Annotated in this window: 25 protein-coding genes and 2 pseudogenes; 18 read left to right on the plus strand and 9 right to left on the minus strand. The window is 62.0% G+C overall.

Annotated elements, in window-relative coordinates; all coding sequences use genetic code 11:
• Positions 1–263: 263 nt before the first annotated feature.
• The 3 genes from acnA to FJW03_RS23485 all read left to right on the plus strand — a co-directional run bounded on the left by acnA (position 264) and on the right by FJW03_RS23485 (position 5,079).
• Positions 264–2,954, plus strand: coding sequence for an aconitate hydratase AcnA (acnA, locus tag FJW03_RS23475; RefSeq protein ID WP_140766054.1), 2,691 nt, complete (start codon positions 264–266; stop codon positions 2,952–2,954).
• Positions 2,955–3,362: 408 nt separating this feature from the next.
• Entirely contained in the window at positions 3,363–4,148 is a 786-nt protein-coding gene (locus tag FJW03_RS23480; protein ID WP_140766055.1) for a DUF1223 domain-containing protein, read from the plus strand.
• A gap of 544 nt (positions 4,149–4,692) precedes the next feature.
• Entirely contained in the window at positions 4,693–5,079 is a 387-nt protein-coding gene (locus FJW03_RS23485) for a DUF2794 domain-containing protein (protein ID WP_140610194.1), read from the plus strand.
• 63 nt (positions 5,080–5,142) lie between these two features.
• Here the strand turns inward: FJW03_RS23485 and FJW03_RS23490 are convergent, their stop codons facing one another.
• From FJW03_RS23490 to FJW03_RS23505, 4 genes are all read right to left on the minus strand, one after another.
• A complete protein-coding gene (locus tag FJW03_RS23490; RefSeq protein ID WP_140766056.1) occupies positions 5,143–5,712 on the minus strand; it encodes a GNAT family N-acetyltransferase in 570 nt (189 codons plus the stop codon).
• Between the two features lie 118 nt (positions 5,713–5,830).
• A complete protein-coding gene (locus FJW03_RS23495; protein WP_140695999.1) occupies positions 5,831–6,604 on the minus strand; it encodes a Bax inhibitor-1/YccA family protein in 774 nt (257 codons plus the stop codon).
• Positions 6,605–6,847: 243 nt separating this feature from the next.
• The gene (locus FJW03_RS23500) at positions 6,848–9,397 is read right to left on the minus strand and encodes an ABC transporter permease (protein ID WP_140766057.1); all 2,550 of its coding nucleotides are present in this window, start codon (positions 9,395–9,397) and stop codon (positions 6,848–6,850) included.
• Entirely contained in the window at positions 9,397–10,092 is a 696-nt protein-coding gene (locus tag FJW03_RS23505; RefSeq protein WP_140766058.1) for an ABC transporter ATP-binding protein, read from the minus strand. The genes FJW03_RS23500 and FJW03_RS23505 overlap by 1 nt, the downstream gene beginning before the upstream one ends.
• Positions 10,093–10,180: 88 nt before the next feature.
• Here FJW03_RS23505 and FJW03_RS23510 point away from each other — a divergent pair, with 88 nt between their 5' ends.
• Positions 10,181–10,825: an arylesterase gene (locus FJW03_RS23510; RefSeq protein ID WP_140610199.1), complete on the plus strand. Its 645-nt coding sequence runs from the start codon at positions 10,181–10,183 to the stop codon at positions 10,823–10,825.
• Positions 10,826–10,953: 128 nt separating this feature from the next.
• Positions 10,954–11,550: an RNA 2',3'-cyclic phosphodiesterase gene (gene thpR, locus FJW03_RS23515; protein WP_140766059.1), complete on the plus strand. Its 597-nt coding sequence runs from the start codon at positions 10,954–10,956 to the stop codon at positions 11,548–11,550.
• Here thpR and FJW03_RS23520 read toward each other — a convergent pair.
• Positions 11,454–11,976: pseudogene (locus tag FJW03_RS23520) on the minus strand (low molecular weight protein-tyrosine-phosphatase). The gene thpR and the pseudogene FJW03_RS23520 overlap by 97 nt on opposite strands.
• A 160-nt stretch (positions 11,977–12,136) precedes the next feature.
• Between FJW03_RS23520 and FJW03_RS23525 the strand changes: the two are divergent.
• Together FJW03_RS23525 and FJW03_RS23530 are read left to right on the plus strand one after the other, a co-directional pair.
• Positions 12,137–12,433: a 4a-hydroxytetrahydrobiopterin dehydratase gene (locus tag FJW03_RS23525; RefSeq protein WP_140766060.1), complete on the plus strand. Its 297-nt coding sequence runs from the start codon at positions 12,137–12,139 to the stop codon at positions 12,431–12,433.
• Between the two features lie 135 nt (positions 12,434–12,568).
• The gene (locus FJW03_RS23530; protein WP_140610203.1) at positions 12,569–12,931 is read left to right on the plus strand and encodes a YkvA family protein; all 363 of its coding nucleotides are present in this window, start codon (positions 12,569–12,571) and stop codon (positions 12,929–12,931) included.
• A gap of 45 nt (positions 12,932–12,976) precedes the next feature.
• Here FJW03_RS23530 and FJW03_RS23535 read toward each other — a convergent pair whose 3' ends face one another.
• The gene (locus FJW03_RS23535) at positions 12,977–13,660 is read right to left on the minus strand and encodes a methyltransferase family protein (protein WP_140766061.1); all 684 of its coding nucleotides are present in this window, start codon (positions 13,658–13,660) and stop codon (positions 12,977–12,979) included.
• A gap of 287 nt (positions 13,661–13,947) precedes the next feature.
• On the opposite strand from FJW03_RS23535, the gene FJW03_RS23540 reads away from it, so the two are divergent.
• Positions 13,948–14,451, plus strand: coding sequence for an invasion associated locus B family protein (locus FJW03_RS23540; protein WP_140610205.1), 504 nt, complete (start codon positions 13,948–13,950; stop codon positions 14,449–14,451).
• Positions 14,452–14,529: 78 nt separating this feature from the next.
• Here the strand turns inward: FJW03_RS23540 and FJW03_RS23545 are convergent, their stop codons facing one another.
• Positions 14,530–15,882 (minus strand): chloride channel protein, encoded by a 1,353-nt coding sequence (locus tag FJW03_RS23545; RefSeq protein ID WP_140610206.1) that lies wholly within the window; start codon positions 15,880–15,882, stop codon positions 14,530–14,532.
• Between the two features lie 278 nt (positions 15,883–16,160).
• Here FJW03_RS23545 and FJW03_RS23550 point away from each other — a divergent pair, with 278 nt between their 5' ends.
• The 3 genes from FJW03_RS23550 (at position 16,161) to FJW03_RS23560 (ending at position 17,874) form a co-directional block, all read left to right on the plus strand.
• Complete coding sequence (locus FJW03_RS23550; protein ID WP_140610207.1) at positions 16,161–16,466, plus strand: putative quinol monooxygenase; 306 nt, start codon at positions 16,161–16,163, stop codon at positions 16,464–16,466.
• A 54-nt stretch (positions 16,467–16,520) separates the two neighbouring features.
• Positions 16,521–16,835, plus strand: a complete 315-nt coding sequence (locus FJW03_RS23555) for an EthD family reductase (protein ID WP_140766062.1) — start codon at positions 16,521–16,523, stop codon at positions 16,833–16,835.
• A 181-nt stretch (positions 16,836–17,016) separates the two neighbouring features.
• Positions 17,017–17,874, plus strand: a complete 858-nt coding sequence (locus tag FJW03_RS23560; RefSeq protein ID WP_140766063.1) for a sigma-70 family RNA polymerase sigma factor — start codon at positions 17,017–17,019, stop codon at positions 17,872–17,874.
• A 149-nt stretch (positions 17,875–18,023) separates the two neighbouring features.
• On the opposite strand, the gene FJW03_RS23565 is transcribed toward FJW03_RS23560, so the two are convergent.
• Positions 18,024–18,323, minus strand: a complete 300-nt coding sequence (locus FJW03_RS23565; RefSeq protein ID WP_140766064.1) for a hypothetical protein — start codon at positions 18,321–18,323, stop codon at positions 18,024–18,026.
• Between the two features lie 254 nt (positions 18,324–18,577).
• Here FJW03_RS23565 and rlmN point away from each other — a divergent pair, with 254 nt between their 5' ends.
• The 7 genes and pseudogenes from rlmN to FJW03_RS23600 all read left to right on the plus strand — a co-directional run bounded on the left by rlmN (position 18,578) and on the right by FJW03_RS23600 (position 23,966).
• The gene (gene rlmN, locus FJW03_RS23570; RefSeq protein ID WP_140766065.1) at positions 18,578–19,813 is read left to right on the plus strand and encodes a 23S rRNA (adenine(2503)-C(2))-methyltransferase RlmN; all 1,236 of its coding nucleotides are present in this window, start codon (positions 18,578–18,580) and stop codon (positions 19,811–19,813) included.
• Positions 19,810–20,259: a hypothetical protein gene (locus FJW03_RS23575; protein WP_140610212.1), complete on the plus strand. Its 450-nt coding sequence runs from the start codon at positions 19,810–19,812 to the stop codon at positions 20,257–20,259. The genes rlmN and FJW03_RS23575 overlap by 4 nt, the downstream gene beginning before the upstream one ends.
• Positions 20,256–20,749, plus strand: a pseudogene (locus FJW03_RS23580) (hypothetical protein). The gene FJW03_RS23575 and the pseudogene FJW03_RS23580 overlap by 4 nt, the downstream one beginning before the upstream one ends.
• A gap of 32 nt (positions 20,750–20,781) precedes the next feature.
• On the plus strand, positions 20,782–21,222 hold the full coding sequence (locus tag FJW03_RS23585; protein ID WP_140766066.1) for a GNAT family N-acetyltransferase: 441 nt from the start codon (positions 20,782–20,784) through the stop codon (positions 21,220–21,222).
• Between the two features lie 50 nt (positions 21,223–21,272).
• Positions 21,273–21,545, plus strand: coding sequence for a helix-turn-helix domain-containing protein (locus tag FJW03_RS23590; RefSeq protein WP_210240607.1), 273 nt, complete (start codon positions 21,273–21,275; stop codon positions 21,543–21,545).
• Between the two features lie 498 nt (positions 21,546–22,043).
• Complete coding sequence (locus FJW03_RS23595; protein WP_226890445.1) at positions 22,044–23,291, plus strand: GTP pyrophosphokinase family protein; 1,248 nt, start codon at positions 22,044–22,046, stop codon at positions 23,289–23,291.
• A gap of 318 nt (positions 23,292–23,609) precedes the next feature.
• Positions 23,610–23,966, plus strand: coding sequence for a hypothetical protein (locus FJW03_RS23600; protein WP_140766067.1), 357 nt, complete (start codon positions 23,610–23,612; stop codon positions 23,964–23,966).
• Here FJW03_RS23600 and FJW03_RS23605 read toward each other — a convergent pair.
• The gene (locus FJW03_RS23605) at positions 23,928–25,952 is read right to left on the minus strand and encodes a Druantia anti-phage system protein DruA (RefSeq protein ID WP_140766068.1); all 2,025 of its coding nucleotides are present in this window, start codon (positions 25,950–25,952) and stop codon (positions 23,928–23,930) included. The genes FJW03_RS23600 and FJW03_RS23605 overlap by 39 nt on opposite strands.
• Between the last annotated feature and the right edge of the window lie 18 nt (positions 25,953–25,970).

The following is a 25,970-nucleotide window of genomic DNA, read 5'->3' on the forward strand; positions in this document are numbered from 1 at the left end:
TGTTTCGCGAGCGCTGCCGCATCGCACAAATTTGCTCCGCAACTGTCTAGAACTATTCCACAAAATTCTCTATATGCGGTGCATCCGTGCCAGCGGTCGGCGCGGGAACAGAATTTGCGCCGAACCAGCGCACGCGCCGCCTTGAACGGCTCGGGTTGCTTGGGAACGGACAGCGGAAATGGCCGTACCCGCACCTTTGCGCGTGATTGCATGCCATCGGCGTCCGTTCCCTTTCAGGCTGAACAGACAAGGACGGATCGCACGTGTCAAAATCCCTCGATAGTTTCAATTGCCGCCGCACGCTGACCGCGGGTGGGGCGGAGTATGCCTACTTCGATCTCGTCGAGGCCGAGAAGAACGGTCTCACGGGCATCGCCCAGCTGCCTTATTCGATGAAGGTGCTGCTGGAGAACCTCTTGCGCAACGAGGATGGCCGCTCCGTCACCAAGGACAGCATCCAGGCGGTCGCCGGCTGGCTGACCGACAAGGGCACCGCCGGCGTCGAGATCGCCTATCGCCCGGCCCGCGTGCTGATGCAGGATTTTACCGGCGTTCCGGCCGTGGTCGACCTTGCCGCCATGCGCGACGCCATGGCCTCGCTCGGTGGTGACCCGCAGAAGATCAATCCGCTGGTGCCGGTCGACCTCGTCATCGACCATTCCGTCATCGTCGACGAGTTCGGCACGCCGATGGCCTTCGCCCGCAATGTCGAGCTCGAATATGAGCGCAACGAGGAACGCTACAAGTTCCTGAAATGGGGCCAGCAGGCGTTCCGCAATTTCCGCGTCGTGCCGCCCGGCACCGGCATCTGCCACCAGGTCAACCTCGAATATCTCGGCCAGGTGGTGTGGACCAACACCGAGGATGGCGAAACGACAGCCTATCCCGACACCTGCGTCGGCACCGATTCGCACACCACCATGATCAACGGCCTTGGCGTGCTCGGCTGGGGTGTCGGCGGCATCGAGGCCGAGGCGGCCATGCTCGGCCAGCCCGTTTCCATGCTGTTGCCCGAAGTGATCGGCTTCCGCCTCACCGGTAAGCTCAGGGAAGGCGTCACCGCCACCGACCTCGTGCTCACCGTCACTCAGATGCTGCGCAAGAAGGGCGTCGTCGGCAAGTTCGTCGAGTTCTTCGGCCCCGGCCTCTCCAACATGACGCTGGCCGACCGCGCCACCATCGGCAACATGGCGCCCGAATACGGCGCCACCTGCGGTTTCTTCCCGGTCGATTCGGAAACCATTCGCTACCTCACAATGTCCGGCCGTGAGGAAAGCCGCATCGCACTGGTCGAGGCCTATTCCAAGGCGCAAGGCATGTGGCGCGAAGCAGGTTCCGCCGACCCCGTCTTCACCGACCTGCTCGAGCTTGATCTCGGTGACGTCGTGCCGTCGATGGCCGGCCCCAAGCGCCCCGAAGGCCGTGTCGCGCTCGAAGGCATTCCGGCCGGCTTCGCCAAGGCGATGGACACCGAATACAGGAAGGCGGCGGAAATTTCCAAGCGCTACGCCGTCGAAGGCACCGATCATGATCTCGGCCATGGCGACGTTGTCATCGCCGCCATCACGTCGTGCACCAACACCTCGAACCCGAGCGTGCTGATCGGCGCCGGCCTGCTCGCCCGCAACGCCAATCGCCTTGGCCTCAAGCAGAAGCCGTGGGTGAAGACCTCGCTGGCGCCCGGCAGCCAGGTGGTGGCGGAATATCTGGAGAAATCCGGCCTGCAGAAGGAACTCGACCAGATCGGCTTCAACCTGGTCGGCTTCGGCTGCACCACCTGCATCGGCAATTCCGGCCCGCTGCCGGCGCCGATCTCCAGGACCATCAACGATAAAGGTTTGATCGCCGCCGCGGTGCTTTCCGGCAACCGCAACTTCGAAGGCCGCGTCTCGCCCGATGTGCAGGCGAACTACCTCGCCTCGCCGCCGCTGGTCGTCGCGCATGCGCTCGCCGGCACCGTGACCAAGGACCTGACGTCAGAGCCGCTTGGCGAGGACAGCAACGGCAATCCGGTCTACCTCAAGGACATCTGGCCAAGCTCGGCCGAGATCCAGGAGTTCATCGAGAAGAACGTCACCCGCGAGCTGTTCGCCCGCAAATATGCCGACGTCTTCAAGGGCGACGAATACTGGCAGAACGTCAAGGCGCCGGAAGGCCAGACCTATGCCTGGGACGACAATTCGACCTATGTGCAGAACCCGCCCTATTTCGCCGGCATGACTTCGGGCTTCGGCAAGATCGGCGATATCAAGGGCGCGCGTATCCTAGGCCTGTTCGGCGACAAGATCACCACCGACCACATCTCGCCGGCGGGTTCGATCAAGGCCGCCTCGCCGGCCGGAAAGTACCTCACCGACCATGGCGTCGGCGTCGCCGACTTCAACCAGTACGGCACGCGGCGCGGCAATCATGAGGTGATGATGCGCGGCACCTTCGCCAACATCCGCATCCGCAACCACATGCTGGGCGAGAATGGCCGCGAGGGCGGCTACACCATCCACTACCCGTCGAAGGAAGAGGAATCGATCTACGACGCGGCGATGGAGTACAAGAAGGAAGGCGTGCCGCTGGTCATCTTCGCCGGCGTCGAATACGGCAACGGCTCGTCGCGTGACTGGGCGGCCAAGGGAACGAATCTCCTTGGCGTCCGCGCGGTCATCGCCCAGTCCTTCGAGCGCATCCATCGCTCGAACCTGGTCGGCATGGGCGTCATCCCCTTCGTCTTCGAGGACGGCACCTCCTGGGCGTCGCTCAACCTCAAGGGCGACGAGCTCGTCGAGATCGACGGCCTGAATGCGATCAAGCCGCGCCAGACGATGAACGCCAAGGTCACCTATGGCGACGGCACGGTGAAGAACGTGCCGATCGTTTGCCGCATCGATACGCTGGATGAGCTCGATTACTTCAAGAACGGCGGCATCCTGCAATACGTGCTGCGCGACCTCGCCGCCTGAGGCAGCAAGGGAATAGGGCAGTAGGACAGTAAGAGCGTAGGGAAGACAGTACCTACTGCCCTACTGCCCTACTGCCCTACTGCCCTACTGCCCTACTGCCCTACTGCCCTACTGCCCTACTGCCCTGCAATAAAAGCCAGACAGCCCAAAGCATTAGCGGCTTGGCCCAAGTTCCTGACCAGTTCGCCCCACAATAGAGATCGACGGGGGTCAGGAGAGTTTGCCACATGGTGGTGATGCCACCCCCAAATCGAACCGCGTCGTGAAATGCAGTGCCGCTCCTATCGCCGCCTTATCTGCGGCTGCGATGCAAAAAATTTCACCGCAACGTGACTTCCCGTTGACTTGCGCTTCTGCCACATATTTCCGCAAATCAGAACAAAGCCGGCATCACCGGCGGGAATTGGAATGGTCATGGCCTGGCGAAGATCACTGTGGCTGGCAGCCCTTGCGCTGGCCTTCTCGGCGTTTGCCGGTTCAGGCCACGCGGGCGAGTCCGAGAGGGTCCAGGCCGAAAAATCCCAGCCTGACAAGCCGCTTGGCGTGGTCGAACTGTTCACCAGCCAAGGCTGCAGTTCCTGTCCGCCAGCCGACGCATTCTTCGCCGAACTTGCCAATAAGGAAGACATTGTCGCGCTCGCCTATCACGTCGACTATTGGGACTATCTCGGCTGGAAGGACACGCTGAGCCAAAAGGAAAACACCGAGCGGCAGAATGACTACATGCGCGCCTTCGGCAGCCGGTCCGTTTATACGCCACAGGCGGTCATCAACGGCCGCATCCATGTCAACGGCGCCAACCGCAGCGAGGTCAATGGCGCGCTCGCCCGCATGGCCAGGGGTGGCGAGGGCATTCGGGTCCCTGTCAAGGTCAGTCGGACCAGCGACCGTGTGATCATCGACGCCGGCGACGCCGGCGCCAGCCCCAGCGATGCCCATGTCGTCATCGTCTATTTCGAGCCGCCGCAGACGATCAAGATCGCCCAGGGCGAGAACACCGGCCGCAAGATGACCTATTGGAACGCAGTCACCGACATCCAGACGGCGGGCATGTGGCACGGCAAGGCGCAACGCTATGAATTGCCGCTGAGCGAGGTTTCCAAGAAGGGCGGTTGCGCCGTGCTGCTGCAGTCCGTCGGCAAGGACGGCATGCCGGGGCCTATCCTGGGTGCCGCCTTCATTCACAAGCCCTGACGGCCGTAGCGAGCGGTTCATCGGTTCACGAAAACGTTGAACCTATCGCTTCTTCAAACGCAATTCTGGACGGAAGACCGTTTCACATTTCCTGGAATTGCTTTGCTGACTGCAACAGGATGTCTGAGCTGTCCGGGAGACCGGCTGGCACGCCAAACCGCAGGCATGAAAAAACCGACGTCAGCTTGCTTCTGACGCCGGTCATTCAGGTATTTGGGATCGTCGCACCCGATTTCTCCAAGAGAAAAACCGAGGTTGGTTCGATCCGACGCAGACCCGTGGGCGGGGGGCTTGGGGTTTACGAGTCGGTGCCGGACCGAACCGTCTCAGGCAACGCCGGTAAATTCGTCGGACATTGGGGCATGAGCGCGGATAAAAAAAGGCAGAAATGTGGCGAGGCATCACCAATTCCAACAGGACGCATTACAAAAGTGACTGGACGTGTCCAAAAAGGCGCACCCCCGCCTCTCCTCGTCGGCTCTTGCAATTGTAACGCGAAGGGGCCAACTTTGGTTGGCAAAGATTCATTTTGAAGGATCGAGGCATGACTGATGATAGCGGCGGGACGGGGGATGGTGACGCATCCGCAATATTGATCCCGCTGCACGAGGCGCGACGTGACCGCCTCGACCAGCCGGTGCGCTTCGACCGGCGGGAACTGGACCAGATCCTCAGGCTCTACGGGCGCATGGTCGCCGCCAATGAATGGCGCGACTACGCCATCGATCATTTGACCGACAGAGCCGTGTTTTCCGTCTTCCGCCGCGCCAGCGAAGTGCCGCTGTTCCAGATCGTCAAGAATCCGAAACTGGCGCGCAAGCAGGGTGCCTTCGCCGTCATCGCGGCGGGCGGGCGCATCCTCAAACGCGGCCAGGAGCTTGGCCGCGTGCTCGGCGTCTTCGATGGCAAGCTGAAGCTGGTGCAGGCCTAGAGCAATTCCAGGAAAAGTGCGCAGCGGTTTTTGCGTCCGGAATTGCGTAAAGAACTCAATCCCTTATTTCTGCTGCTGAAATCGACGCTCCGGCAGGGAAGCCGGATCAGGCGGCAGTGACGCTCCACCATTCAGTGGCAATTGCATGAACACCGTGTCCAGCCAACGCCCGTGCTTGTAGCCGGAACCGTCGAGGCGGCCTGAATGGCGGAAGCCGAGCTTTTCGTGCAGCTTGACCGAGGCGCTGTCGGCATGGCCGTCGCCGATCACCGCAACGATCTGGCGGAAGCCCGCTGCCTCGACCGCCGCGATCAGGCTTTGCATCAGCTTGAGGCCGACGCCCTGGCCCTTGGCATCGGGCGCGATATAGACCGAATCCTCGACGATGAAGCGATAGGCCGGGCGCGGCCGGAAGGGACCGGCATAGGCATAGCCGAGCACGAGGCCAGCTTTTTCCGCCACCAGGTAGGGGAAGCCGCCGGCCGCGAGCGTTTCGAATCGCGCACCCATCTCGGCGCGGCCGGGCGGCTCCAACTCGTAACTCGCCGTGCCGTTGGTTACTGCGTCGGCATAGATTTCGGTGACGGCGTCGAGGTCGGCCGCGGTCGCCGGCCGAATCACGATAATGCTCATTTTTTATGCAAGCCTTTCATCTGCCTTCAATAACAGCAAAGACCGGCACAAAAGGAAAGGGCGGCCGTTGGGCCGCCCTTCCGCAAGTCGATGGTCCAGTGAGACCGCGGACGAAGCCTTAGCGGCGGTCGCCCATGAACTGCAGCAGGAACATGAACAGGTTGATGAAGTCGAGGTAGAGTCTCAACGCGCCCATGATCGCCTTGCGGCCGGCGACATCGGAAGCGTCACCTTCGAAATACATCTCCTTGATGTTCTGCGTGTCATAGGCGGTGAGGCCGGCGAAGACCAGCACGCCGATCGCCGAAACGGCGAAGGACAGCGCCGACGACTGCAGGAAGATATTGATCACCGACGCGATGATGATGCCGAACACGCCCATGATCAGGAACGAGCCCATCGCCGTCAGGTCGCGCTTGGTCGTGTAACCGTACAGCGACAGCGCGCCGAAGGCCGCGGCGGTGGCGAAGAAGGTCTGCGAGATGCTTGCCGTGGTGTAGACCAGGAAGATCGAAGACAGCGACAGGCCGACCAGGCCGGCATAGACCCAGAATGTGGTCTGCGCCGCCGAAACGCTCATCGACTGGACGCGGAACGACAGGAAGAACACGGCGGCAAGCGGCGCCAGTATCACCACCCAGCGCAGCGGCGAACCGAAGATCGCGTAGCCGAACGAGGTCAGCATCTCGCCGCTCGGCAGCGTGGCGACAGCCGAGGCCGGATCGGTCGTGGTCGCCAGCATGATCGTGCCGACGGCGGCAAGGCCGGTGATGAGGAGACCAAGCCCCATCAAATTGTAGACCTTGATCATGTAGGCGCGCAGGCCCTGGTCGATATCGACAGCGGCGCCGGGCACGGCGCGCGTCTGATAATTGCGAATGGGATCAGCCATTGTAGTCCTCTATTGCTTCTGCCCCGTCCGGTGTCGGGCCTGCCGGATATACATCCGCCGAACCCAGGCGCCGCTGGCGGGGCTCCAGCATGCCTGTGGCGAAATATGATGGTTATTCGCGTCGAGAACAAGACCGTAACGGCGTGTAACGGTTCGTGAGAGGACGAAATCCAGCTCCATCAGTGCCTTCAGGCGGCATTCTTACCAAGATTTAACCCGAGACAGGGCGCTCCGACCGGCGAATCAGAGATTGCGCAGCACGGGTGCCGCCTTGTGGCCGAGCACACGCCAGGTGCCGGCGAGGCCGATGCCGACGGTGATGAAGAGCGAAAACAGGATGGTCGCCACCGCCACCTCGGGCATGAAATGCGATGGCAATGTCATGATGCGGGCGACGATGTACCAGGCCGCGATGCCGCCGGCCGCCAGCGCGAATACCGCCGTGGCCAATCCGATTAGCATGTACTCCAGGGAGAATGCCGTGATCAGCGTTCTCCTGGTGGCGCCCAGCGTCTTCAGCACCACCGCATCGTGGATGCGCGCCCGGTTGCCGGCGGCGAGCGCGCCGGCCAGCACCAGCACCGAGGCGATCAGCGCCACGCCGGCCGCCGCCCGGATCGCCGTGCCGAGCTGGCCGACCAGCCGGTTGACGACTTCGAGCGCGTCCTTGACGCGCACCGTGGTCACCGCCGGGAAGGCCCGGGTGACGGCATTGAGGATGCGGGCATCGTCGGCCGTGGTGGCGCTCTTTTCGGTCAGCGTCGCCATCCAGCCATGCGGCGCGCCGGCGAAGGTGTTGGGCGAGAACACCATGACGAAATTGATGCCCATCGTCTCCCATTCGACCTGGCGGAAATTGGCGATCCTGGCCGTGACATTGCGGCCGAGCACATTAACGGTGACAGTGTCGCCGAGTTTCAGCCCGATCTCCTTGCCCTCCCGCGCCGAAAACGAGACCAGCGGCTCGCCGGCATAATCGTCCGGCCACCAATTGCCCTCGGTCAGCGTCGCGTTTTCCGGCTGCCTGGCGTCATAGGTCAGGCCGCGATCACCTTTCAGCACCCACGCGCCTTCCGCCGGCACCTTGACCTTGTCGACCTCGACGCCGTTGAGCGCCATCACCCGGCCGCGCAGCATCGGCACCTTGACCAGCGTCCCCTGAGGCGCCTCCTTGCCGATCAGCGTGGAGAACGCGTCGACGTCACTGCCCTGGATATCGACGAAGAAAAAGTTCGGCGCCCGCTCCGGCAGGCTGCCGGAGATCTGCTGCCGCAGGTTGCCGTCGATCAGCGCCAGCGTCACCAGCAGCGTCAGCCCAAGCCCCAGCGACAGCACCACCGACGGCGTCAGCGCACCTGGCCTGTGGATGTTGCCGACGGCGAGCCGGAGCGCCACGAAGCGCACCCGCGGGCTTTTCCTTGCCGCCCATTGCACCAGCCCGCCGACCAGGCGCAGCACCAGGAAGGCAAAGATGGTGGCGCCGACGAAGATCGAGGCGATGCGCCGGTCGCCGGAGAACAGGATGGCGAGCACCGCCAGCAGCAGCGCGATGCCGATCGCCGACGCGACATAGATCGGGTGCGGAAAGCCGCGGCCTTCCAGGCCCATCTCCCGGAACAGCGCGGTCGCCGGCACGTCGCGGGCGCGCCCGAGCGGCAAAAGCGCGAAGGCCAGCGTCACCAGCAGCCCGAACAGCGCCGCCATGGCGAGCGCGCCGGGGTAGAAGCCGCCTTGCGCCGGCACCGGAATGACGGACTGCAGCGCGGCACTTGCCACGAACGGCATCAGCGCCCCGAGCACCAGGCCGGCGGCGATGCCGAGTGCCGCGATGATCAGGATCTGCACGAGATAGACGGCAAAGACGAAGCCGCCGGAAGCGCCCAGGCTCTTGAAGGTGGCGATGACGCCGCGCTTGCCGTCGAGATAGGCGCGCACCGCATTGGCGACGCCGACACCGCCGACAACAAGCGCCGTCAGCCCGACCAGCGTCAGGAATTGCGAAAAGCGTTCGATGTTCGACGACAGCGCGGGTGCCGCGTTGCTGCGGGTGCGGATCGACCAGCCGGCCTCGGGGAAATCCTTGGCGGCCTGGTCCTGGATGGCCTTGAGCCGCGCCTCGTCGGAATCGGCGGGCAGCCGGACCTTGTAGGCATTTTCGACCAGGCTGCCCGGCTGGACCAGCCCGGTGGCCACCAGGGCCTCGGTCGAGATCATCAGCCTTGGTGCGAAGCCGAAACCGTCGGACACGGCGTCCGGCTCGGTCACCAGCCTGGCGCGCAGTTCGAAGGTGGCGGTGCCAAGCTTCAGCCGGTCACCAGGCTTGAGATGCAGCCGTTCGAACAGCAGATCGGGTGCGACTGCGCCAAAGACGCCGAATTCTTCGCCGAAAAGTTCCTGCTTCGTCAGCTTCGGTTCGGTTTCCAGCGCGCCATAGAGCGGATAGGCATCGTCGACCGCCTTGGCCTCGACCAGCGCCTGGTCGGTTCCGTCGGCCAGCCGCGCCATCGAGCGCGTGCTCGCGGTGCGCGAGACCACACCCAGCCCGTCGAGGAAACCGCGCTCCGCCGGGCTGGCGTCGCGTTGGTTGATCTGGAAACGGAGATCCCCACCAAGCAGCGTCTGCCCCTGGTTGGCGACGCCGACGGTGATCGAGCGGGCCACCGAATTGACGCCGCCGATCGCCGCGACGCCGAGTGCGATGCAGGCGAGGAAGATCAGGAAGCCGGACAGGCCGCCGCGCATCTCGCGCAGCGAGAAGCGGACGGCAAGCTTCAACGTCCGCGCCAATGGCATCAGGCGGTGACCTTCAACGGCGCCGACGCCTCGATCCGCCCGGAGCGCATCGAAACCTGGCGCGAGCAGCGCGCCGCCAGCGCCGGATCATGGGTGACCAACACCAGCGTCATGCCACGTTCGGCCGCCTTGGCGAATAGAAGGTCGGCGACCTGCCGCCCCGTCGCCTGGTCGAGATTGCCGGTCGGCTCGTCGGCGATGAGGATGCGTGGGGAAGGCGCCAGCGCCCGGGCGATCGCCACGCGTTGCTGTTCGCCGCCCGACAGTTCGCCGGGGTAATGGGTGATGCGGTCGCTCAGGCCCACCGCCGCCAGTTCCCGTTCCGCCACCGAAAACGGATCGGCATGGCCAGCCAGCTCCAGTGGCACGGCGACGTTTTCCAACGCCGTCATGTTAGGGATAAGATGGAAGGACTGGAACACAATGCCAATGTTTCGGCCACGAAACGAAGCGACCTGATCCTCGCTCCTGCCGTTGAGGAGCTCGCCAGCGATTCGTATCGTGCCCGAATCGACCCTTTCCAGACCCGCCATCACCATCAGGAGAGTCGACTTGCCGGAGCCCGAAGGGCCAACGATGCCGGTCGCCTCGCCATGCGCCACCTCGAGGCTGACGCCTTTCAGTACATGGACCGACGAAGCGCCTTCGCCGAGCGTCAGCGATACGTCTTTCAGCGCGATGACCGCTTCTGTCAAAATGAAAGCGTCCTATATGGAGGATGAGGGCTTTGCTTACCGGAAGCCGTCGCCCGAAAGAGTCTCTTGGTCATATGGGGCCTGACGCATGTCTTTCAAACGCCGATTTGCCGCAGGCCTGATCCTTTTCCTTGCCATTTGCGGCGCCATTTCGTCGGCGCGGGCCGAGCCATTCAAGATCGTCGGCTTCGGTGACAGCCTGATGGCGGGTTTCGGCCTCGGACCCGGCGATGGATTTACCGACAAGCTGCAGACAGCGCTACGCGCCAAGGGCCATGACGTCTCCGTTGCCAATGCCGGTGTCTCCGGCGATACGTCGAGCGGCGGGCTGGCGCGGCTCGACTGGTCGGTGCCGGACGGCACGCAACTGGTCGTCCTCGAACTCGGCGCCAACGACATGCTGCGCGGCATCTCGCCCGACATCACCAGGAAGAACCTCGACGAGATGCTGGGCAAGCTGAAACAGCGCAAGATTGCCGTGCTGCTCGCCGGCATGCGCGCCGCGCCCAATCTCGGCGCGGATTACCAAAGCGCCTTCGACGCCGTCTTTCCGGACCTGGCGAAGAAATACGATGTCCCGCTCTACCCGTTCTTCCTCGACGGTGTCGCCGGCCAGCCCGCTTTGCAGCTCGAGGACGGCCTGCATCCGAACGCAAAGGGGGTCGACCTGATGGTCGAGCGCATCCTGCCGACGGTCGAGAAGGCCATCACGGCGGCGCCGGGAGGTGCATGAAAACCGAGAAAACTGCCTTCCCTTAGGGAAACTTTTAGCAAAGCCTGTGACCAATATACCTCTTGCTCCGTTTGACTATCGATGATTCGCTATGGGTGACAGTTCGATTCGAGGAAGGGAGGCTCTTCATGCCGCGTCTTTTCACCGCCCTCGAAATTCCGCGTGATGCTGCCCTTTCGCTGTCCCTGCTCCGGGGCGGCTTGCCCGGGGCCCGCTGGATCGATGTCGAAAACTACCATTTGACGCTGCGCTTCATTGGCGATGTCCAGGGCCATGTCGCCGACGAGATCGCCAATGCGCTCGACCGGGTCCATCGCCCCTCCTTCTCGCTGACCTTGTCCGGCGTCGGTGCCTTCGGCCAGAAGAAGCCGCATGCCGTGTGGGCCGGCGCCGTCCCCTCGCCCGATCTCAACGCCCTCCAGGGCGAGATCGAGCGCATCTGCCAGCGGCTCGGCATTCCCGCCGATCCGCGCAAGTTCATGCCGCATGTGACACTGGCGCGCTTGCGCAATTCAAGCCCGCTGGATGTCGCCCAATATCTCTCGGCGCGCGGCAATTTCTCGACGCTGCCGTTCCGCATCAGCCGCTTCGTCCTGATGTCGTCGCGCGATTCGGTCGGTGGCGGCCCCTACATCGTCGAGGAGGCCTGGCCATTGTCGGGCGGCGATGCCCGCGCCGCCAGCCGCGTCGCCAATGCCTCCGATGCCTCGCGGATCATGCGGTAGACCTCGGCGAAGGCCTCCTGCCCGTCATAGTAGGGATCCGGCACGTTGCGCGCCTTGCCTTGTGCAAACTCGAGGAACACTCGAGGAACAGATGCACCCGGTCGCGCATGGCGGCGGGCGCCAGTGCCCTGAGGTCGGCGACATTCGAATGGTCCATGCCGAGGATCAGGTCGAAGCAATGAAAATCCTGCGGCATGATCTTGCGCGCCCGCTGCCCGGAAATGTCGATGCCGTGATGCGCCGCGATCGCCATCGCGCGCGGATCGGGCGCAGAGCCGACCTCCCAGCCACTGGTCGCGGCCGAATCGAGCAACATATCCCGCGGCGCTCCGCCCACACGGCCTGAAAGACGCCCTCGGCCAACGGTGAGCGGCAGATATTGCCGAGGCAGACGAAGAGAATGGATTTTATGGGCTTTGCGCTCATCGATCCCAGGCGTTCTATCCAGGTCGCTTTCCCAAAACCGCAACGCACTTTTGGGCGACATGCCTGCTTTGTGCATGTCGTTTTCCCAAAACCGCAACGCACTTTTGGGCGACATGCAGTATGGTGAGGGTCGTTTTTGCAAATAGCATGGGAACCGAACATGACGAGAGAAAAACTGTCCAAGGATGCCATCACCGAAGCCCTGGCCGGGCTCGCCGGCTGGGCGCTGGCCTCTGACGGCGCCTCGATCAAGCGCAGCTTCGTCTTCGGCAATTTCTCCGAAGCTTTCGCCTTTATGACCCGCGTCGCGCTGGCGGCCGAGAAGATGGATCATCATCCAGACTGGTCGAATGTCTACAAGACCGTCGACGTGACCTTGAATACCCATGATGCCGGCGGCGTGACCGCGCTGGACATCGAGCTGGCAAAGAAGATGAACCGCTTCGCCGGCGGCTGAACAGCTTCGCTTCCTGTCCGCGATCCGGCGAGACAGCCAAATTGACGCCGGCATCTTGCAGGGGGGTTGGGCTTTCACCACATCTTCCCGCGCGGACATGCGCCAGGAAGCGTATTGGCCGGCAAGGAGAGGTTGATGGCGCAAGAATCCGGTTTTGATTTCTTCGGCTTTGGCGACAAGCTCGGCGGCGAAGGCGAAGTGCGCGAGAAGTTCTGGCGCACGGCCAAGAAAGCCGCACGGCAGATCCCGTTCATGGAGGACGTCGTCGCGGCCTATTACTGCGCCATGGACAAGAACACGCCGCTGCGCGCCAAGGGCATATTGGTGGCGGCGCTCGGCTATTTCGTCCTGCCGGTGGACCTGATCCCGGACTTCATCGTCGGGCTCGGCTTCACCGACGACATCGCCGTGCTGACCGCCGCGATCACCGCCGTCAGCGCCCATATCACGCCGGCGCATCGCCAGGCCGCCAAGGATGCCATCGCCGATAGGAGCTGAGCCGGCGCGGTGTAAGGCGTGGACGAGGCTCTGCTCCGCGGCCGGTCAAACCCACCGCCGCACCCGCGCCTTGTAGGCACGATACGCATCGCCGAATTTCCGCTCTAGATAGCGCTCTTCCCGCGCGATGACGCCGGTATTGATCACCCACAGCAACGGGACGATCAGCCCGATGACCCAAAAACTTCCCGCCGCGACGCCCAGGCCCAAATAGACGAGGGTCGCTCCCAGATAAAATGGGTTCCTGGTCCGCCGGTAGATGCCGTCGATGACCAGCGCCGTCGTCGGCAGTGTCGGCGGAATATTGGTGCCAGCGGCGCGAAAGCGCCCCGCCGCCATGAAGATGATAACGAAGCCGCACGCCGCGAGCACGGCCCCGCCCAGATAGCGGGTGAGCGACGGCGCGGCCAGGACCGGGAGGGGGATGACAGCCTCGAGGACCGCTGCCGCCGCCAGGAAGCCGAGAAAGATCAAAGGTGGCAGCGTGATGACCCCCGCCACGTCGGGCGCGCCCGATCCGCCTGCAGCCTCCCGATCACCGGATCGCGGCGCCGCCGCGGCGCCACCGGCCACCGCCCGGATGGCAACACGAATGCCGAACACGACCAACAGGACAACAGTGCCACCCACCAGGATCAGGACTGTCCCGGATATGGCCATGACTGAAATCTCCCATACGCTACCAATGAGGGCGCCCAGGCCGAGCGCCTCGGAAATGAAAGCGGGCATCTTAGCGGCTGGAGAGAAATTCGTCACGTGTCCCGGAAGTCAGGGTGGCTGCCGGACCTGGCTTGAAAAGTCAAACTCTTGCCGCTTTCGTGGCCTCCAAGTCGCCAAAGGGACGCCGTGCCGGCAGCTGACAAGGCGGCGGTGCGGAAATGGCGGCGGTTTCCTGGGGGTGTGGGTCCTTTTCTCAAAGGAAGTTCACCGTTTGGTAACCCAGATTAAATCAAAATGAAGCGACGGCAGGACGCAAGGCGGCCCGCCTCCGCACCATTTGGAATACGGGAAAGACGATGCGCGGATTGACAGCTATAGTTTCGAGCCTGGTCCTGGTGGCCTTTGCAGCGCCGGCACTGGCGCAGCAGGCGACCAAGATCGGCCAGCACAATGCCTGGGGCACCTACAGCTACCAGGCATCGGGGGGCAAGGTCTGCTACGTGCTCACCGTGCCGACCGACAAGCAGCCGCCGACGCTCGACCACGGCGACATGTTCTTCTTCGTCAGTCAGCGGCCCGGCCAGCAGGTGTCCTACGAACCGCAGTTCATTGCCGGCTACAATTTCCAGGAAGGCTCCAAGGCTACCGTCACCATCGACAAGAAGTCCTTCTCGATGTTCACGCGCGGCAAGTCGGCCTGGGTCGAGAACGCCGCCGAGGAACCGGTGCTGATCGCCGCCATGAAGACCGGCACCGACATGAAGGTGACGGCGAAGTCCGGCCGCGGCAACCCCACCTCCTATGTCTTCTCACTGAAGGGCATTTCGGCTGCGCTGTCGTCGATCGCCAAGTGCAAGTAACAAGTGCAAGTAAGCAAAAGCCGCGTTTGAAACCGAAGGCCGGGCCGCAAGCTCGGCCTTTTGCTTTGCATATGTCTCTCAGCCCCCGGAAACCGGCGCGGCTTCCGCCCGCCGCCGCCGGATCGCCTCGGCGATGAACACCCGCGACAGCGCGTGGTAGAGCGGCTCGTGCGAGATCATGCGCGCCATGCCGTAGCCCAGCATCGAGGCCAGCATCAGCGCGATGACATTGTCGTGATTGCCGGTCATCTCCAGGATGATGACGAAGGCCGTCATCGGCGCCTGCACGACGCCGGCGAAATAGCCTGCCATGCCGAGCAGCGCCGCCGCGCCCGTGCTGGCGCCGAACAACAGGCCGAGCGAACTGCCAATGCCGGCGCCGACCGCCAGCGAAGGCGCGAAGATGCCGCCGGGAATGCCCGAAACCATCGACAGCAGCCCGGCCAGGAACTTTTCGGCAAAAAAGAACCATGGCAGCGGCGTGCCCTCGACGGCGCCGCGCGCCTGTGCGTAGCCGGTGCCGAAGGTGAGCCCGCCCGACGCAATGCCGATTGCCGCCACGGCAAGTCCGCATGCGGCGGCCACCAGCAGCGCGCGCCGCAAGGGCTGCTGCGTGTGCCAGCGCCGGATCCGCCGCGTCGTCTTCAGGGCCAGCAAGGAAAACAGCGCGCCAAAACCGCCGCCAATGACGCCGCAGGCGATCACCAGCGGCCAATCGGCGGCGAACGAGATCGTGTCCTTTGACACACCGAAATAGGTGTAGTTGCCAAGCAGGCCGAGCGAGGCGATGCCGGCCAGGATGACCGCCGTCAGCACCAGCCCGTTGGTGCGCGATTCATAAGTCCGGCCCATTTCCTCAATGGCGAAGACGATGCCGGCCAGCGGCGTGTTGAAGGCGGCGGCGATGCCGGCGGCCGAGCCGGCCAGGATCAGGCCGCGCGCCTGCGCCATGCCGCCCCAGCGCGCCGCCTGCAGCATCAGCGACGCCCCGACCTGCACGGTCGGGCCCTCGCGGCCGATCGAGGCACCACAGAACAGGCCGACGATGGTGAGTGCGATCTTTCCCGCTGCCAGCCGAAGCGACAGGAGATGCTCTCGATCCTCCTCGTCGCGCAAATGGCGCGCGGCGATCGCTTGCGGAATGCCGCTGCCTTGCGATCCGGGGAAGAAAGCGTAGGCAAGCCACGCGCTCAGCACGAAGCCCAGCGGCGTGATCACGAGCGGCAGGTAGAAGCGCCAGCCACCATCGGCGCCGATCATGACATGGAAAAGTTCCTGCGCCTTGTCGGCCAGCACCGCGAACAGCACGCTGATGACGCCGATCGACACCGCGCCGGCCCAGAACACCAGGCGCGGCTGCCACACGCGCCGCGAGCCCAACATCGCCCGCGACCGCCGCAGCATGGGATATTTTCGCGATGTGCCGGCCATGTCTGTCCTCTGGAAGGGTGGTTCCGACCTAACACAGCCGCGACCTGCGGGGCCAGTCCTGCATAGGGAGCGATTCTTCCTTCTTCCCCGTAAGGAAGGGCCTCGCGAAGAGTCGTCGGTAACGGACCGCATGAGCGCTGCGTCAGGTCGCCGCAGCCGGCGTCGCAAGACCAGGCAAGCGCCCGCTTCGGGACGATCTTTTAAAAATCTTTTGTGTCGCGATCCGTTTCCATCCTGCGGATCGTCCTTGCTGCGTCCGAAACAGAAGGAGACACGCCATGTCCGACAAATCCGTTATTCTGGTCAATCTGCTGAAGGTCAAACCCGGCAAGCAGGATGCGCTGATCGCGCTCCTGAAACAGAACACCGACACGGTGATCCGCACACTCCCGGGCTGGAAGGCGACCAAGCTGGTCGCGGCGGCGGACGGTGCCGGCGTCGTCATCTACTCCGAATGGGAGTCACCCGCGGCCATAGAGGCGATGCGCGGCGACCCGCGCATGAAAGTCTATTTTCCGAAGATCATCGAGCTGGCGAGCCTGGACTCGATCGTGGGATCGACGGTGTTGAGCGAGACCCGGTGACGGCCGGACGTGCGAGCAAGCAACCATCACGAAATCGGCGAAAGGAGAACCGCAATGGCCAAGATGGTCGTCGTCTACAGGAAGCCGGCTCACGTCGATGCGTTCGAAAGGCATTATTTCGAGACGCACATACCTCTGGCCAAGAAAATCCCGGGCCTCAGGAAATATGAGATCAGCAGCGGACCTGTCATGGTGATAGCCGGACCGCCCGATGTTCACCTGATCGCGACGGTGTATTTTGACGATCTTGACGCGATGAAAAAAGGCTTCGCAAGCCCGGAGGGACAGGCCGCTGGGGCGGATCGGCGGCTTTATGCGCCTGATGAATCAGGCGTTCAAATGTTCGTTTTTGACACCACGGAAGTTTGAGCCGTCTCCTGTCCGCTACATCGCGACGGTTGACGGCGCCATCGACGGCAAGACAATTACCCACATTGAAAAGCAGCCACTCGCCATTCCTGTCACAACCGGCGGCCCTTGTCGAAAATTCTCGACATCGGCATCCAGTCCGTGGCGGAGCAAAGCCCGGGAGCACCGTGGGTCTCCACCGATGAATACGGAAGAATTCGAGGATCGGCTGAAAGCGCTGCGGCCGCGCCTTCATCGCTATTGCGCGCGCATGACGGGGTCGGCGATCACTGGCGAGGATGTCCTTCAGGATGCCCTCGTCAAGGCCCTGCACGCGCGAGCCCAGGGCGCCGAGGTGGACAATCTCGAGGGCTGGCTGTTTCGCATCGCCCACAATGCGAGCCTGGATTTTTTGCGCGAGAGTTCCCGCAACACCGTGGTTCCGCTTACCGAAAACATCGAGGCCGCGCCCATGCCCGAGGCGGATATCGTCGCGATCAGCTTTCAGACCTTTCTGCGACTGCCTGAACTTCAGCGCTGCGCGGTGATCCTAAGGGATGTTCTGGGGCATTCGATCGAGGAGATCGCAGGCATTGCCGAGTGCTCTGCAGCCGCCGCCAAATCGGCGCTTCAGCGCGGCCGCGTCGCGCTGCGCCAACTTGCCCAGGCGCCGGAGGACACCAGGCTGCCGCTGATGTCGGGCACGGACCGGCGCAAGATCGCCGCCTTCGTCGATCTGTTTCGTGGCGGCGATTTCGACGCCATCCGCGCCATGCTCGCCGACGATGTGAAGCTCGAACTTGTGAACCGGCTGCACCTGGCAGGGCGCGACAGGATTGTTCCCTATTTCACGCGCTATGCGGAAGTGACGAAATGGCGGTTCGCCCTTGGCGCGGTCGAAGGACAACCGGCCATGCTGGTCTTCGACAGCACCGGCCCGATGGACAGACCCGCGCATTTTGTTCTGGTCGACTGGTCGGAAAACAGGATCATCGGGATCCGGGATTTCCTGTTCGCTCCCTATGTGCTGGAGGCCACGGACTGGGTTCAGCTCGGCTAAAAGCCCATGGTCACCTGGCACAGACACCGATCAAGTGAGGTGAGGTCGCGACCGCGCGTCTGACCGGTTGTCGCGTGTTTGCTCGAGCCAAAGCCACGAGAGGCTGGCGCCGGACCCCGCCAGCTCTCGCCGGCGGGGCGGTGGCACGACTACATGGCCATCTTCTCACATTCGGCCTGTGCCTTCTTGGTCGACGTATCGATCATGTAGGCTTTGCCTTTGGCGTCGGTCATCATCATCATGCAGCGTTTGATAGGCTTCGCCATCTTCATCATTTCGCCGCTCATCTTTGCGTCCGGCGTCATGGTGCCCATATGGCCGTCCGGCATGATCGCCGTCACTTGTCCGGCCTTCATCATCGTCATCGTGCCCATGGCGTCTTCGGCAAAAGCCTGCGAGGCGGACAGGCCGACAAGGCCGGCAATAAAAACAAGCTTGATCGAGTGCATTCCACGAACTCCCATTTTTCCGGAGCACAGTTGCCCCTTTCAGCCTTCGCGGCCGCGGGGCCTGCTGTTACCTCAACACGAACATGTGACCGGAGCGCTGGCAGCGACGCGGTGGAGAAGATCTTGGCGGTTCCGCATGACGAGCCGGTCGCTTCGCCCGCGCATGACTCCGCGCTCAACCTGTGCTATGCGCCGCGCTTGATGTCCGGCACGATGGATGAAATCGGCCGCAAACCGCTTATATCAGTGCAACCATGACCCTTTCGCTTGACCTCACCGCCGACGGTGCCCGTGACGCGTTGCGCGCCCGCGCCATGCCCTCCGAAAAGCCGTCCCTGATCGGCCTGACGCGGTCCGAGCTGGCGCAGGCCCTCGTCGCGTCCGGCGCCGTGCCAGAACGCCAGGCAAAAATGCGCGCCCAGCAGCTCTGGCACTGGATGTATGTGCGCGGCGTTTCCGACTTCGCCGGCATGTTCAACATCTCCAAGGATTTGCGCGCCGAACTGGACAAGCATTTCACCGTAGCCCGGCCCGAGATCGTCGAGGAACAGATCTCTTCCGATGGCACGCGAAAGTGGCTGTTCCGTTTCCCGCCGCGCGGCGCCGGCCGGCCGGTCGAGATCGAGACCGTCTACATTCCCGAGGAAGGCCGCGGCACGCTTTGCATCTCCTCGCAGGTTGGCTGCACGCTGACCTGCTCGTTCTGCCACACCGGCACGCAGAAGCTGGTGCGCAACCTGACGGCGGAAGAAATCCTCGCCCAATTGCTCACCGCGCGCGACCGGCTCGGCGATTTTCCCGACCGCGACACGCCCGATGGCGCCATCGTGCCGGCCGAGGGCCGCAAGGTGTCCAACATCGTCATGATGGGCATGGGCGAGCCGCTCTATAATTTCGAGGCGGTGAAGAAGGCGCTGTTGATCGCCTCCGACGGCGACGGGCTTTCCTTGTCAAAAAGACGCATCACGCTGTCGACCTCCGGCGTCGTGCCCGAAATCTTCCGGACCGGCGAGGAGATCGGCGTCATGCTGGCGATCTCGCTGCACGCCACCAATGACGATCTGCGCGATCTTCTTGTGCCGATCAACAAGAAGTATCCGCTCAAGGAGCTGATTGCCGCCTGCCGTGCCTATCCCGGCCTGTCGAACGCCAAACGCATCACCTTCGAATATGTGATGCTGAAGGACGTCAACGATTCGCTCGAGGATGCCAAGGCGCTGATCAAGCTGCTCAAGGGCGTCCCGGCGAAGATCAACCTGATCCCGTTCAACCCGTGGCCGGGCACCAACTACCAGTGCTCGGACTGGGAAACGATCGAGAAGTTCGCCGACTACATCAACAATGCCGGCTATGCCTCGCCGATCCGCACGCCGCGCGGCCGCGACATCCTGGCCGCCTGCGGCCAGCTCAAGTCGGAATCCGAGCGCATGCGCAAGGTCGACCGGCTGGTGCTGGAAGCCATGATGATTGCGGGGCACGGCGAGGCGTGAGCCGTCTCGTCGCCGGGCTCAAGCGTATCGCCATGATAGCGGTCGGTTATGTCGCCGCCGTGCTGACCTCGATCCTGGTGCCCGTGCTGCTTATCGCCCTTCTGGCAGGGATCGAGGACGACAACTGGTCCATGGTCTTCGCATTCGACTGGCTGGGTTCCTTCCCGCTCGCCGTACTGACCGTGGCGGTCTGCGCGCTGCTGATCGTTGGGCCCGCGATCTTCCTCGCCGAGCGGCTCTGCCTGCGAGGATGGTTCTATTTCGCGGTCACGGGTGCGATCACGTCCATCGCGTTTGGCGTTTTTATCCCGGGCTCGGCCGGTGGGTTTGTTTTCAATCCGGGCTTTCTCGGGTTTCTGGCCACGGCCGGCACCGCCGCCGGTTCGGTCTATTGGCTTGTGGCTGGACGCAAGTCCGGTCACCTCATGCCGCGGGGTCCGCGATGAACCGTCTCGTCGCCTACATCGTCCGCTTTGCCATCATCCTGTTCGGCTACGCCGTCGCCGCGCTGGCGGCGAGCGCCTTCCTCAACATCCTGTTCCTGGCGTCGCACGGCTATGCGCCGGACCACACGCACCCGACAGCGACGGCTTCGCTGTATTTCTCAATTCCCTTCGTCGCCCTGTTCGTCGCCTACTTTGCCTTCATGCCGGCGGTGATCGTCATCCTGGTTGCCGAAATCCTCGGCCGGCGCGACTGGCTGATGCGCTGGCCGGCGCCGTGGTCGCGGCCGTCTTCCTCGGCCTCGTCGACCACGCCGGTGACACCACCTTCGCGGTCACCGGCACTAACCCGATTATGGCGGTGATCGGCGGCGGCATGGTCGGCGGCATCTTCTATTGGCTCAGCGCCGGGCGCTGGGCCGGAAGCTGGTGGCAGGACGGAAGACCCGTTAGCCTGGGCGATCGAAATCCTGATCTCGACCGCAGCCCTTGACCGCAGCCTGTTGCTTTCGGCATGAGTAGCCGATGCCGAAAATGCCGAAGCCGGGCGCGACGCCCTCTCCCGCACCGCTCATCACGCCGCTTGCCGCTCAGAGGTTGAGGCCGGTCTTTGTCGACCGCTGGAGCGACAAGGTTCGGATCCGCACGCTCAGGCCATCCGAGGTTACGAGTGAGATCGCGGAGTGGTTGACTGATCCGGCGGTCATGGAAGCCCTGAACGCACCGCAGAAGGCGATGGGGCTCGAGGCCTTTCGTGTCTATGTCGCCAGCTTCGACAATCTAAAGCGCAATCTGATGACGATCCTGCGCCGGCCAGACGATACCCCGCTGGGCCTGGCTGTGGTGGAGGTTGATCTCAGGCACCGGCTTGGCTCGTTGCACCTGATCATCGGCGATCCGGAAAACCGCGGCCGGAACATGGCGTTCGAGGCGTCGGTGGTGTTGCTCCGGCATTTCTTTCTGTAGCCACTTTTACTCGCTAATACCCCCTTTGGGGTATTCCGATATAGGGTTCTATGGAAGTGCCGGTCCCAGCACTGGCGCTTCTGTTGTCCTCACTTCGTCCCGATCTCTACCGCAAGATGATCGAGCTTCTTGTCGAAGTTCGCAAGGATGCTGGCATCACTCGGATCGAGCTGGGCAGGCGCCTTGGTCAGCGGCAGACATTTGTCTCGAAGTTCGAGCTGGGCGAGCACCGACTGGACGTGGCCGAGTTCGTCACCGTTGCGAGGGCGATCGGCGCTGACCCTCTTGAGATCATCAGGGTAGCGGAATCTGAAAGTTGCTGAGCACGCGCCGCCGCCTGATCGGGAGGCAACGCCATCATCGGAGACAATTGCGACGCGGTGCTGTCAGACCGATCGGCAGCATGATCGCCTGAACCGTCCGACTTATAATGTCCAATCTAGAAGGTCGGCCATCATGATTTATGTTCGAGGGTAGCCCTCCTGTCGCCGCTGGCATCCTGCGTCGCAGAATCCCAACTGATCTTTAGGAGCAAACCGATGTCCAGTGACATCATGGTACCCAGAAACGCTGCAATCAACTCGCAAGGGGACAAGAGATCGCTAGTGTTGGGAAAAAGGGGACGTCAGCAACCTTATCCGGCAAGCCTTGGACGTGGAGCCTAGAGGCGTGAAATAGCTGCAAGACCAAACCGGTTTGACCGCAGCTCAGGTCAAGCGGCTGTCGGTTCACTCCGTGCGGTCGACATCGCCGTTTTTGTAGTCACGCCGTGGTTTCTGGGCCGATGGTGGTCCAACCCCTGCTCCAGAAACCTGTCGGCGATGGAACAAGGAGCCGCCGAACGCTTGAAGCCAGTTCTACCGCGCGGTGGCGAATGGTTAAGTGCATTGTGGGGTAAGGTTCAAAAAATCGCTTTGTCGGCGGCGGCTGGCAGGCTTTATGTAGCCGGGGGAGCAATCTGGATGCCGTCACTTGATTTTGAGGCCGAGAAGGCCGCATTCCGCAACTACTACAACGACAGTGCGCAACGCCTCCAGCAGGCAAAGGAGGCCTTCCTGACCCTGCTCAATTCTCTTCTTGCCCAGGGCGACTTTGCGGTGGCGGCCGCTACCGGTCGTGTCAAGGAGCGGGAGGAGTCAATCACGAAGTTCACGCGGAAATATCAGAGCGGTCTCGAAAAGAACGAGACGCCATACGAGATCAAGGATCACATTACCGACCTGATCGGGCTGCGTCTTGTTTGCTTATACGAGGACGAGATCGATCGGGTGGGCGACCTCTTACGCCAGCACTTCAGTGTGATTGAGGTCACCGACAAGACGGCCGAGATCGAAGGAACGGAGAATGCCTTCGGCTACAAGGGCCTTCACCTCGATCTAAAGCTCGACGAAGGCCGCGCAGGCTTGCCCGAATACCACCTCTTTGCACCCTATCGCTTCGAGTTGCAGATTCGCACAATCATTCAGGACTCCTGGAGTACGCTCGATCACAAGATAAAGTATAAGAAGTCGATTCCCGCGTCATTGAAACGCCGCATCAACACACTCGCTGCCCTATTCGAGCTTGCTGACCGAGAGTTCCGCCAGGTGCGCGACGAGACCGAGCTAGAGATAGAGAAGGCCAAAGCCGAGCCGGAACCTGAGCCGGAAGCGGAAGAAACTGCGGTCGGCGCGGAGCCCGCCGAACAGACAGGTCAGACGGTCGACAGGGTGCGTGGGGAATATGCTCCATTAGACGCCTTCAGGCTGCTGCGCATCGCCCGCCACTTCTTTCCAGACGCCGACTTCGAGCCGAAGAAGGTTGATGGATTTACTGCGGCGGTGATCGAATGCGAGCCGAAGATCAGCCGAGGAAAATTCAACTACTACCTCCGGACGTCGATCGGGCTTGCGAGGCGATACAAGGCCCACTTTCTTGCAAGCGGCAGAGGCGAGAAGTTTAATCCGTTCACGGAAATGCGCCACGCCCTCTACGCCGCGAATCCGGATACTTTCACTGGCATGCTGACCAACGTAGCGCGCGAGTCCTTCGATGCTTGGCGCGCTGAGGACACAAACGAGCAAGCGTGATGTGTCAATTCGGCTCGCAAGTGTAAGCCCGCAAGGGATCTCCGTCCCTGAGGAGGTCAGCAGGATTGTTGATTCGCGCAGGGGAAGATGGAACCAGAGCGGTGTTTGCGCACTCGCGCTTGCAACAAGGCAAGGCGCGCGGTGATGCTAGGTCCGGAAGAATCGCACTTCTGTCCGCGACTGCGAACGCATCGCACCTCCTTCGCATCCGGGATGTGGCGCCTGCATAGGTAGACCGTATATGCGGCGCAAACCGCAAGTGCTGGCTGCAAACGTTTCGAAGGTTTGCGCTTGTCATCAATGTCAAAGGTTTGGATCATGTTGCTATCCACACTAGCACCCGGTCTGAGCATGACAATAAATCCCGCAAACAAGCTGTCGATTGCGCCGTGGTGCATCACCGACACCGTATTTTCTGACCGGAAGAACCTGTTTTGCCTCGCGCCCATGAGGGAGTTCCACATCGGCACTCTCGTTTCGGGTAGCAGAAGCCAACTGCATCGCTTTGAATCCGCGCTGCCGCTCATTCGGCATGCGCCCGATTTGGCGACCACATTGAAGGAGCTGGTAGCAGTGGTTGAAAGGACAGAGGTATCGGATGAGATGACAAAAGGAACGATCGCGAAGGCCAAAAGGCTACTCCGGCTCGTCACCCTTCCTTATCAGGAGGGTTGACACTTCCTCTGTTCCTTTGGTTCCACCCTCCCGAATTCGCCTCTGGAGTTCGTCGGAAATGCCGCGAGGTCGCGCTTCCGCGAGCTGCGCCATTATCTCCGCTTTTCCGATCCGCGGGGCCAGCCATCGGGAAAGCCACCCGTCTGCAATTGCAGTTGCTGCCGGACTATTTTTCGATCTCACACGTGGATCAAATCCGGCCAAGGTATCCCTCGCGTTCGGGAAAAGCTCCATAGCGTAAACACGGCGACCAACGGACTGCCGCAAGACGTCGTCGTTGTTGATTCCTATCAAATTCAGCCCTTCACGTATTTGGCGAGTTCGCGGGCTGCTGCCCTCACCAAAAACCGAATTGATGCGCCTTCGCCCATAGACGCTGATTGCTAACCGTCTCATAAGTCCAACAGTCTGAGGTGATATATGGGTCACTGTGAAACCAGTGGTCGATGCTAACTTACGCCAACGAACTTCGCTTCGTAAGTTCGGACTATCTTGCGGAATGACTTTGGCGGCGGAATACTGGTTGCCACCAACGCCATAGAGGCTCGTAGTGGTAAGCACTTTTAGGTCGGCTGCTCTGCGAATTGCCCTGCCGGCGATTTGTGATGCTATCTCGCTCGCCTGATCTCTGTAGCGTCGGGAATAAATATCTCGGACATCTTGCGATCCCATAAGCAAGGCGACCAGTTTGCCACCGAGGAGATGGTTGTAGGGGGAGATCGCTCCGCACACTGCGACGTCGGCGACTTCGATGGCGAGTTTGCGTTTCTTGATCTCATTTAATGCTACGTTGATCGCTTGCTTGCCTCTTCGGTCGAGCAATGCCTCGTAGATTGCTGCCTTCGGCGCGGTGTCAAAATCTGCCAGCTTTAGATCGCGTAGCGCACCAAGTAATGGTTTGAGTTGCTCCGCACGCTTCTTCCGATAAAGAGATGTCTGCGAGAGCGCAGCCCAGTGCTCATCGGTAATCGTGGCCTTGTCGACATCGCGGATGTCGACAAGAGCATCATCACTCCGTTGGCGTAAATCATCGCTGCGTTGTGCGGTGGCTTTGGCGACAATTTGGTCGAGGACGAAGAGAGTTTTCTCGGTCGGGAACTCTAACTCGTCGGCGGGCACCAAATCCTCTGATCTAATTTCCGCAATTGCGGTGCGAATTGCAGCCATGAGAGCATCTGAAATGTCCTCCGGTCGCCATCGATGCTCCATGAGACCGGCAATCAAATCATCGGCGTTGCGCCAACGAATCCATGCGTCTCGGACGTAGAGGTTTGCTGCTGGGCTTGCCAGCATAGCGATGCCAATTATGGGACTATTTGGCCGCGCGGCATTTCGAATGAGGAGTCTCAACGTTCGACCAGGCAGCGGGTTGTATTCTAGCGACCACGTATGGCGAAAATAGCGCCAGATGTCTTGTAGCTTCAGTCCGGTGAACTCACACCGATCTTCCGGACCGCATTCGACAACGCAAGGTCGGAACGCTCTGCGAAGCGCGTTCATTCGAGCAGCGCCTGACAGAGTCGTTGCAGGATTCAGGTCGGACGCGAGCGTAGGACCATCATCGATCAAATCAATAACCGACTTCTCTCCTTCTCCAAAACGGCGGCGACGTTCCATTGAGGCAATGAAGGCGGATACCGACGGCTGCGCTAGCTGTCGATTGCTTGCTCGCTGAAGGCCCTTTCTTGCTCGCTTTTTCGCGTGCTCAATGGTCTCGCCATCCTTCGGTTTGAGTTCGCTTGGGGTAATGAATATCGATCCCGAATCTGTATTTAACTCCCAGCCTTGATCGGCGAGATCAGCCAGAAGGGACAGGACGACATCGAACCTTTGGTCTCCAGCATCTGTCGTCTCACTTATTATTTGGCCGCGCAAAAAGGCGCCACGCTCCATTGGGTCGATCGTTGCTGACGTCGCCAAAAGCGCAATCACCTGCGACAACCGGCCCGAATCCAGAGCTTGGGGATTGAAAAGTCTCCCGTTCAAAATCGCTGCTCCACACAC

The sequence above is a fragment of the Mesorhizobium sp. B4-1-4 genome (assembly GCF_006439395.2).
Taxonomy (GTDB): Bacteria; Pseudomonadota; Alphaproteobacteria; order Rhizobiales; family Rhizobiaceae; genus Mesorhizobium.